Raw genomic sequence first — 7072 nt, forward strand, 5'->3', positions numbered from 1 at the left:
CTGACCACCGGTTCCAGCGTGGCAGTGACAACGTTGCCCGGTTTCGCGGCCTTCGGTATCGGCACGGATACGCAAGCACATACGTACGTATGCCGCCGCAGGTGGAGTCGGGACTCTCGACACGGTATGTTTTGAATCTAATTTAGACAAGAACATTCCCGCAAGGAGTCGCACATGCCTGAGGCCTACATCGTCGATGCCGTCCGAACCCCCATCGGCCGGCGCAACGGCGGGCTGGTGGGGATCCACCCCGCCGACCTCGGCGCCCACCCGATCCGCACCCTCGTCGAGCGCGGCGGGTTCGACCCGGCCGCCATCGAGGACGTGATCTTCGGCTGCATCGACGCCATCGGCAGCCAGGCCGGCGACATCGCCCGGACGGCTGCGATCGCGGCCGGGCTGCCGGAGACGGTGCCCGGCGTGACGATCGACCGGCAGTGCGGCTCCTCCCAGCAGGCGGTGCACTTCGCCGCCCAGGCCGTCATGAGCGGCACCACCGACCTGGTGGTCGCCGGCGGTGTCCAGAAGATGAGTCAGTACCCGATCCTGAGCTCGTTCGGCGCCGGCGAGCCGTTCGGCGCCGTCGACCCCTGGACCGGTTGCGAGGGCTGGGAGGCGCGGTACGGCGACCGCGAGGTGTCCCAGTTCCTGTCCGCCGAGCAGATCGCCGACGACTACACGATCTCGCGGGAAGACATGGAGGAGTTCGCCTTCGAGAGCCACCGCCGAGCGCTCCAGGCGCAGGAGGAGGGCCGCTTCCTCGGCGAGATCGTGCCGGTCGGCGACGTCAAGGCTGACGAGGGACCGCGGGCCGACACCACCCTCGAGAAGATGGCCGAGCTCCGCACCTTGATCCCCGGTGGACGGCTGACCGCCGCGGTCTCGAGCCAGATCTCGGACGCCGGCGCTGCTCTGCTCATCGCCTCCGAGGCGGCCGTGAAGGAGCACGGGTTCACGCCTCGCGCCCGGATCCATCACCTCTCCGTGCTCGGCTCCGACCCGGTCAACCTGCTGACCGCCCCGTTGCCGGCGACCGCCCGGGCGCTTGAGCGCACCGGTCTCGGCGTCGACGACATCGACCTGTTCGAGGTCAACGAGGCGTTCGCCAGCGTCGTCCTGGCATGGCAGCAGGAGCTCGGCGTGGACCCGGCGAAGACCAACGTCAACGGCGGCGCGATCTCGCTCGGTCATCCCTTGGGTGCGTCCGGCGCACGCATCATGATCACCCTGCTGCACGAGCTCGAGCGCACCGGCGGCCGCTACGGCCTCCAGACGATGTGCGAGGGCGGCGGCATGGCCAACGTGACCATCATCGAACGACTGGGCTGAGGCGGACCGAGATGGAGCGCACCCTGTTCACCGAGGACCACGAGGCGTACCGCGAGACCGTCCGCGAGTTCGTCGCGCGCGAGGTCACCCCGCGCCACGACAAGTGGGAGGAAGCGCGCTGGATCGACCGCGACGTCTTCCCCGCCGCAGCGGCCGCGGGCGTCTATGCACTGCAGGTCCCGGAGAAGTACGGCGGCGCTGGTGAGTCCGACTACCGCTACCGGGTCGTCAGCGCCGAGGAGATCGCGCGAGCCCACGCGACGTCCTTCGGTGTCACCACCTCGCTGCAGGACGACCTCGTCCTCCACTATCTGCTGGACCTGACCAACGATGAGCAGAAGGAGCGCTTCCTGCCCGGCTTCGCGCGGGGCGGGACGATCGGCGCCCTCGCGATGACCGAGCCAGGCGCCGGCAGCGACCTGCGCGGGATGCGCACGACGGCGGTCCGAGACGGCGACAGCTTCGTGCTCAACGGCTCCAAGACGTTCATCTCCAGCGGGATCATGGCCGACGTCGTGATCGTGGCGTGCAAGACCGACCCCGACGCAGGCTCGAAGGGCATCACCCTGTTCCTCGTGGAGGACGGCATGGACGGCTTCGTCCGCGGCCGCAAGCTCGACAAGATCGGCCTCCCCGGCCAGGACACGGCCGAGCTGTTCTTCGAGGACGTGCGCGTTCCCCGTGCCAACCTGCTCGGCGAGGAGGGTCGTGGGCTGCACGCACTGATGAGCCACCTCCCCCGCGAGCGGCTCGGCGTCAGCCTCCAGGCGATCAGCGCGATGACGGCCGTCTACGAGGACACGGTCGCGTACTGCCGGACCCGCGAGGCGTACGGCGAGCCGCTGACAGCCCTGCAGCACGTCCGGTTCGAGCTCGCGGAGCTCGCGACCGAGATCGACGTGGCCCGGGCCTACTTCGACGCCTCGGTGCTGGCCTACAACGCGGGCAGGCTGAGCGATGTCGACGCCGCGAAGGGCAAGTGGTGGATCAGCGAGCTCGCACAGAAGGTCATCAACACCTGCTTGCAGCTGCACGGCGGCTTCGGCTACATGCGGGAGTATCCCGTCGCCCGCGCCTGGACCGACGCACGGGTGCAGACGATCTACGGCGGGACGACCGCCGTGATGAAGGAGATCATCGGGCGGCAGCTCGCGCGCTGACGCCTACGGAGCAGGACGACGCCGGGCGGGCCGCAGCCCGCCCGGCGTCGTCGGCGGTCACCGGATGACGTAGAGCTCGGCGAGGACGACGAACACGCCTGCGACGTACCCCTCGAAGAGGAGCCGGAGCGGGAGCGGCGCGGTCCTGAGCTCCATGAAGTAGAGCCCGACCAACCGCAGCTTCACGAAGGCGACGGCGAGCAGCACCAGTCCGACTGCGTGGGACGCGCCGGCCTGCTCGAGGCCGACAACCGCTGTCAGGACAGTCGCGGCCAGGAGGATCAGCCAGACGCCGGTCTCGGTGTCGACACGACGCACATCACGGACGGCCACGGGTCACCTCACGAGGTAGAGCAGCGGGAAGAGGACGAGCCACAGCAGGTCGACCATGTGCCAGTAGCAGCCACCGCACTCCACCAGCCGGACCCGCGAAGCCGACGGGACCCGGCCCGCGGGCAACCGGCTGCCGAGCCTGATCAGGAGTCCGAGGAGGACCAGCCCGATGGCCAGGTGGGCAAGATGGATGCCGGTGAACACGAAGTAGTACATGTAGAAGTCGTTGGTGCCCGCGGTGTGACCCTCCCGGATCAGCAACGAGTACTCGACCGCCTTGACACCGGCGAACCCCAGCCCGCAGACCAGCGCACCGGTGAAGAGCCCGGCCGCGGAGCCGGTTGCACCACGGATCGCGCGCACGCCGTAGACAACGAGGATCGAACCGGTCAGGAGCAGGAGGGTGTTGACGATGCCCAGCCAGGGGTGCAAGGCCTGCTGACCGGCGTGGAACACGTCGGGTTGGTCGGCCCGGGTGACGACGAGGGTGCCGAAGAACAGCGCGAAGATGCCCATGTCACCGAGCAGGAAGACCCACAGGCCCTCCTCGCCGGGGATCCGGCGCGCAGGCTGGTCAGCCTGACCCGGGATCGAGGGCTCGCGGCTGTGGACGTCGTCGGCCTGCAGCGTCATGGGGCTGCGACCGCGAGCGGCTCATCGCGACCGCCGGTCGCGACGGCCGGAGGTGCTGCCCGGATCAGCATCACGGACGCCACCAGGAACCATCCACCGAAGAGCGTGGCAGGCAACCAGAACGACAGTAGGCCGTTCCAGGCGAACGGGCCGGTCTTGAAGAACAGCAGCAGGAACGCCGGCAGGAAGCTGAAGGCGGCCCAGAAGTTGAAGTAGCCGAGCCAGCGCGGGAACGGCGGCGCGTCCCGGCGGTCGGCCAGGATAGCGACACCCCAGGAGACGGCCTGGAGGACGGCCGGCACTCCGTTGATGATGAACGGCACCCACCCCAGGTCGTTGATCAGGAGCGTGAGGTCGGCCCCCCGGTCCGGACGGAACGCCGCGACGCCGAAGAACAGGGCAGGCATCGTGATCGCGAAGAGGCCGCCGGCACAGCCCACCACCTGGATGTAGGTCAACGGCGAGAACTCGCCCTCGACCTGCTTGATGTGCGCCGCGATCAGGCAGCCGATCGGCACCGTAGCGCCGGCTCCCCACAGGAGCATGACCGCTCCGATGCGGATTCCGTCGGCGTGGTCGGCGTACCTCTGTGCGATCTCCCTCGCGCTCTCCGTCGGCGACAGCGGGGGCATCCAACCGGACGCGATGATGCCGCCGAAGAGGAGAACCACGAGAAGGAAGCCGCTGCTGGCGCAGGCTATCTGGATCGGACGCGAGGTCATGGGGTAGAATTTAATCTAATATCGAAACGGAGGCAATGGGCATGAACGGTCCGATGATTACGTCGCCGGGCGATCCGCCCCGGTACGAGGTGGACCAACGTGCGCTGCTCGACGAGGCTCGCCCTGAGGCGGTCGCCCGCCAGCACTCCCGCGGCAAGCGGACCGCCCGCGAGCGCATCGCGATGCTCACCGACACAGGGACGTTCACCGAGCTCGGCGCGCTCGCCCGTCCCGAGCCGGGGCCGGACGGCGCGACCGTTCCGGGCGACGGGGTGGTGACCGGGACCGCCCTCATCGACGGTCGGCCGGCTGTCGTGATCGCGACCGACTTCATGGCGGCGGGCGGGAGCAACGGCTTGCTGGGCAACGCGAAGCAGAAACGCTGCCTTGAGCTGGCGGCCACCCGCGGAATCCCGGTCGTGATGCTCCTCGACGGCGGCGGCCACCGGATCCACGAGGGACTTGATGCGCGCGACTTCGCGGGCGGGTTCGACATCCAGGAGATGACCACACGCCTGTCGGGATGGGTGCCCATGGTTGCCGCGCTCCTCGGACCCGGCTACGGACAGCCCACGCTTGCGGCCGCACTGTGCGACTACGTCGTGGCCGTGCTCGGCATCGCGACCGCCGGGATGGCCCCGCCGGCACTCGTCAGGGCCGCCACCGGCGAGGAGGCCGACGTGGAGGCGCTTTTCAGTGCCGACGCCCAGGCCGGCTTCGGCACCGTCGACCTTGCGGTCGACGACGAGGAGGAAGCGCTCGTCGCCCTGCGGATCTACCTCGCGACGGTCCCTCCCCATGCTGATGCGCCCCTGCCGACGGATCCGGGGCAGCACGCTGCGCAGGCAGCCGCCCGCGCTCTGGAAACGGTGGTGCCCAGCGATCTTCGCCTCGGGTATGACATGCACGATGTCGTTGCCGGGCTGGTCGACGAGGACAGCGAGGTGGAGCTGAAGTCCGGCTACGCCCGCAACCTGATCACCACCCTCGCGACCATCGGCGGTCACCCGATCGGGATCGTCGCCAACCAGCCGCTCGTCCTGGCAGGAGCGTTGGACGCGGGCGCCGCCAGCAAGGCCGCGCACCTGGTGTCACTCTGCGACGCCTTCGGCCTGCCGGTCCTGGTCCTGATGACCTCCCCGGGCTCGCGGTCGGCGCCGACGCGGAGCGCGAGGGACTCGCCCGCGCCAGCGCGCGACTGTCGCTCGCGCTCGGCGCAGCCACCGTCCCGACGTTCACCGTCCTGGTCCGCAAGGGGTACGGCGGCGGCTACGTGATCATGTCCGGCGGGCGGACGTTCCATCCCACGCTCGTGCTCGCGTGGCCGGACGCCGAGACCGGCGTGATGAGCCCGGATGCCGCCCTCGACCTGGTGTTCCGGCGGGAGCTCGAGTCAGCCGAGGACCCAGCAGCCGCGAGGGAGCAGCTCGCCCGGTCCTTCTCCGACCGGCTCGGCGCCGTGCGCGGCGCCGAAGGCTTCGGGTTCGACGCCGTCGTGCGACCGAGCGAGACCCGTCAGCTTCTCGTCGACACCCTCGCAACCCTCCCGCGGCGCAAGCTGATGCAGCACGTCACGCCGCGGGTCCATCCCGTCGACCCGCTCTGAGGTCAGGTCACGACGGCCTCGTCCATGAGATGGATGACGTCGGCGATCAGGCACCTGCCGCATGCGGCCCCTGCGCGAGCCGCCACTAGCGCCCCGAAGGAGGGCGTCGGCCGACGTTGGAAATCAATGCGTAGGCCAGAGCCACAGTTGACGATTGCCCATCGTTGGCCGCGGGAATTGACCCTGCGACCTCGGGGATACACCCGTAGTGCGATGAGTGCCTGCCGTCGCTTGACACTGTTTGACGGTTCTGGCGGCTGATGCGAGGAAGGAGCGGGGTAGCGCGCTGCAGCAGATCCCCGAGACGCTCAGGTCACTCATCGTCGAGGTCGAGGATCGCGCTGGCGACGTCTGATGGAAGAAGCGTCGACCAGATGACCTCGCCAGGCCCGGGCTCCATGCCGGCGATCGGCGATGGTTCAGCCTGCCAATCATCTCGGTCCATGGCCGTAGTCGAGTTTCGCAGTCATCGGATCATGGCACTCGTTCGGGCCAGCAACGGCCACGAGGCGTATCTCGCCATCGTCGCCGAGGGCATTCCCGACCCACAGGTCATCGCGTTGCTGTTGGACTGCGTGCGATTGGGCGCTGGTGACGACCGGGTGGGTGATCTCGTTGAGCGGCACACCGAGAATCCGGGAGGACTACTTCGAGATCGCCGATGCAGCGCTTGGTCGGGCGCACAGTGATCGGGTCCGAAGCCATGCCCGGAATCTAGTGGCCGGGTCCGACGCAGCCGGCGCGCGGGTGAGCGGCTACGTCGGCAGGCCGCCGAGCTCATCGAGCTCGTCAGCGCTCAGACCAGTCATCATCGAGACAGCGGCGACATCGGTGCCATTGAGCATGCCGAGGGCATTCTTGACGCCAGCGTTGATCTCCTCGCGGTGCGCGTCGATGTACTCGCGCACGGCAGCGTCAACGATGTCCTTCTTCGAGCGGGACATGAAATGAGCTGCGTGCGAGACGAGCTCGTCGGTCGCAGCGTCGACCTTGATAGGCGCGGTAGCGGTAGCCATGGGCAGGGAAGCTCCTTGACTGAGGTGCCGGGGTGAGCCTCAGGTACCAAAGTACCTGTGGCTACAAGTTCAGTCCACTCGACTAGGTCACCATGGTGGCTCACCCGTTGGGGGTGAAGGCGTTTGAGTACCGGCGGGTGAAGAACGACCTGTTGACCGAACTACCGGGTGGGTCTTGCCGGCGGTGCGTGTGGGGTTGCGCGGTGATGGCTAGGTTCACCGCTCGTGACCGTCGACGGAGATGTGCCCCGGGAGTTGTCCGGGCTGGTGGTG

The 7072-nt window shown here is 68.5% G+C and carries 8 protein-coding genes and 1 pseudogene; 4 read left to right on the top strand and 5 right to left on the bottom strand.

The window, feature by feature from the left end:
- Positions 1–174 precede the first annotated feature (174 nt).
- The gene (locus D0Z08_RS18370; RefSeq protein ID WP_118926703.1) at positions 175–1329 is read left to right on the top strand and encodes an acetyl-CoA C-acetyltransferase; all 1155 of its coding nucleotides are present in this window, start codon (positions 175–177) and stop codon (positions 1327–1329) included.
- A gap of 11 nt (positions 1330–1340) precedes the next feature.
- Positions 1341–2489: an acyl-CoA dehydrogenase family protein gene (locus D0Z08_RS18375; RefSeq protein ID WP_118926704.1), complete on the top strand. Its 1149-nt coding sequence runs from the start codon at positions 1341–1343 to the stop codon at positions 2487–2489.
- A gap of 57 nt (positions 2490–2546) precedes the next feature.
- On the opposite strand, the gene D0Z08_RS18380 is transcribed toward D0Z08_RS18375, so the two are convergent.
- The 3 genes from D0Z08_RS18380 to D0Z08_RS18390 are packed head-to-tail and all read right to left on the bottom strand — an operon-like array spanning position 2547 to position 4177.
- Positions 2547–2822 carry a cytochrome C oxidase subunit IV family protein gene (locus D0Z08_RS18380; protein ID WP_220454247.1) on the bottom strand — a complete coding sequence of 92 codons (276 nt, stop codon included), beginning with the start codon at positions 2820–2822 and terminating at the stop codon, positions 2547–2549.
- A 3-nt stretch (positions 2823–2825) separates the two neighbouring features.
- Positions 2826–3455 carry a cytochrome c oxidase subunit 3 gene (locus D0Z08_RS18385; protein ID WP_118926705.1) on the bottom strand — a complete coding sequence of 210 codons (630 nt, stop codon included), beginning with the start codon at positions 3453–3455 and terminating at the stop codon, positions 2826–2828.
- Complete coding sequence (locus D0Z08_RS18390) at positions 3452–4177, bottom strand: hypothetical protein (RefSeq protein ID WP_118926706.1); 726 nt, start codon at positions 4175–4177, stop codon at positions 3452–3454. Before D0Z08_RS18390 ends, D0Z08_RS18385 begins: the two co-directional genes overlap by 4 nt.
- Positions 4178–4359: 182 nt before the next feature.
- On the opposite strand from D0Z08_RS18390, the pseudogene D0Z08_RS18395 reads away from it, so the two are divergent.
- A pseudogene (locus D0Z08_RS18395) lies at positions 4360–5783 on the top strand (acyl-CoA carboxylase subunit beta).
- Positions 5784–6096: 313 nt separating this feature from the next.
- Here the strand turns inward: D0Z08_RS18395 and D0Z08_RS33440 are convergent.
- The gene (locus tag D0Z08_RS33440; protein WP_281271746.1) at positions 6097–6228 is read right to left on the bottom strand and encodes a hypothetical protein; all 132 of its coding nucleotides are present in this window, start codon (positions 6226–6228) and stop codon (positions 6097–6099) included.
- Here D0Z08_RS33440 and D0Z08_RS18405 point away from each other — a divergent pair.
- A complete protein-coding gene (locus D0Z08_RS18405) occupies positions 6227–6472 on the top strand; it encodes a hypothetical protein (protein ID WP_118926709.1) in 246 nt (81 codons plus the stop codon). The two genes, D0Z08_RS33440 and D0Z08_RS18405, sit on opposite strands and share 2 nt — an antisense overlap.
- A gap of 66 nt (positions 6473–6538) precedes the next feature.
- On the opposite strand, the gene D0Z08_RS18410 is transcribed toward D0Z08_RS18405, so the two are convergent.
- Positions 6539–6799 (bottom strand): hypothetical protein, encoded by a 261-nt coding sequence (locus D0Z08_RS18410; protein WP_118926710.1) that lies wholly within the window; start codon positions 6797–6799, stop codon positions 6539–6541.
- Positions 6800–7072 lie beyond the last annotated feature (273 nt).

This window comes from Nocardioides immobilis (genome assembly GCF_003515065.1).
In the GTDB taxonomy this organism is placed as follows: domain Bacteria; phylum Actinomycetota; class Actinomycetes; order Propionibacteriales; family Nocardioidaceae; genus Nocardioides; species Nocardioides immobilis.

Bases quoted from the DNA above. Each gene is read 5' to 3' on its own strand.
- D0Z08_RS18405 (WP_118926709.1), top strand. From the start codon at position 6,227: ATGGCCGTAGTCGAGTTTCGCAGTCATCGGATCATGGCACTCGTTCGG.
- D0Z08_RS18410 (WP_118926710.1), bottom strand. From the start codon at position 6,799: ATGGCTACCGCTACCGCGCCTATCAAGGTCGACGCTGCGACCGACGAG.
- D0Z08_RS18370 (WP_118926703.1), top strand. From the start codon at position 175: ATGCCTGAGGCCTACATCGTCGATGCCGTCCGAACCCCCATCGGCCGG.
- D0Z08_RS18375 (WP_118926704.1), top strand. From the start codon at position 1,341: ATGGAGCGCACCCTGTTCACCGAGGACCACGAGGCGTACCGCGAGACC.
- D0Z08_RS18390 (WP_118926706.1), bottom strand. From the start codon at position 4,177: ATGACCTCGCGTCCGATCCAGATAGCCTGCGCCAGCAGCGGCTTCCTT.
- D0Z08_RS33440 (WP_281271746.1), bottom strand. From the start codon at position 6,228: ATGGACCGAGATGATTGGCAGGCTGAACCATCGCCGATCGCCGGCATG.
- D0Z08_RS18385 (WP_118926705.1), bottom strand. From the start codon at position 3,455: ATGACGCTGCAGGCCGACGACGTCCACAGCCGCGAGCCCTCGATCCCG.